This window comes from Streptococcus sp. HMSC066E07, assembly GCF_001814695.1.
In the GTDB taxonomy this organism is placed as follows: domain Bacteria; phylum Bacillota; class Bacilli; order Lactobacillales; family Streptococcaceae; genus Streptococcus; species Streptococcus hominis.
The window spans coordinates 1392-2034 of sequence record NZ_KV817454.1 but is presented as its reverse complement, the minus strand read 5'-3'; the positions used below and the strand labels follow the sequence as shown (position 1 = coordinate 2034).

The following is a 643-nucleotide window of genomic DNA, read 5'->3' as shown; positions in this document are numbered from 1 at the left end:
CAATCGTATAAACTTCAGTTGAACCTGCCAACATTGTCTTACCATTGACATCTTCACCTTTGGCATTTGTACCTTTCTTAGTCGGTTCTGCCTTCACTTCCTTGTAGACATAAGTAACTTCGGTTACACCTTTGGTAACTTTACCTTTTTCATTACCTTTTGTCTTTTCAGGAACGAGGTTGTACACTTTATCACCAGACTTGATTGCTGTCGTCTTGTGGTCTGTCGTATCGTAGTTTTCACCAACCTTAGAATGAGAAGTATCTGTTACATCTTCTTTGATCTTCTTACCAGATTCATCTACATAGTGAACCACAACATCACCATAATCTTGAGGTGAGTCTACTGTTACCGTATTAGAATCACGTTCAACATTGTTGATAATTTCAGTAAAGGTATTCTTCACAGTACCATAGTCAAGTTGTTTCACTTGCATGTAACCTGTAGCTTGGAATTCACTATTATCTGAAATCTTGCTCAAGAAGTCACTAGAGAATGAATACACAACTGTTCTTGACTTGTGATCAATCGTTTGGCTGACATATTGCGTCAAGTCAGTACCTTTAGCTAATCTTGTACCGTCTTTCAAGAGAAGATCTGTCTTCGCAAACCATTTGTGAACACCGTTGTATTCTACTAATGG

At 38.1% G+C, this 643-nt stretch carries 1 protein-coding gene; it reads right to left on the bottom strand.

Annotation, left to right across the window (positions count from 1 at the left end; all coding sequences use genetic code 11):
- Positions 1–643: MucBP domain-containing protein (locus tag HMPREF2984_RS06420; protein ID WP_180363939.1), on the bottom strand; the 643-nt coding region annotated here is incomplete at both ends.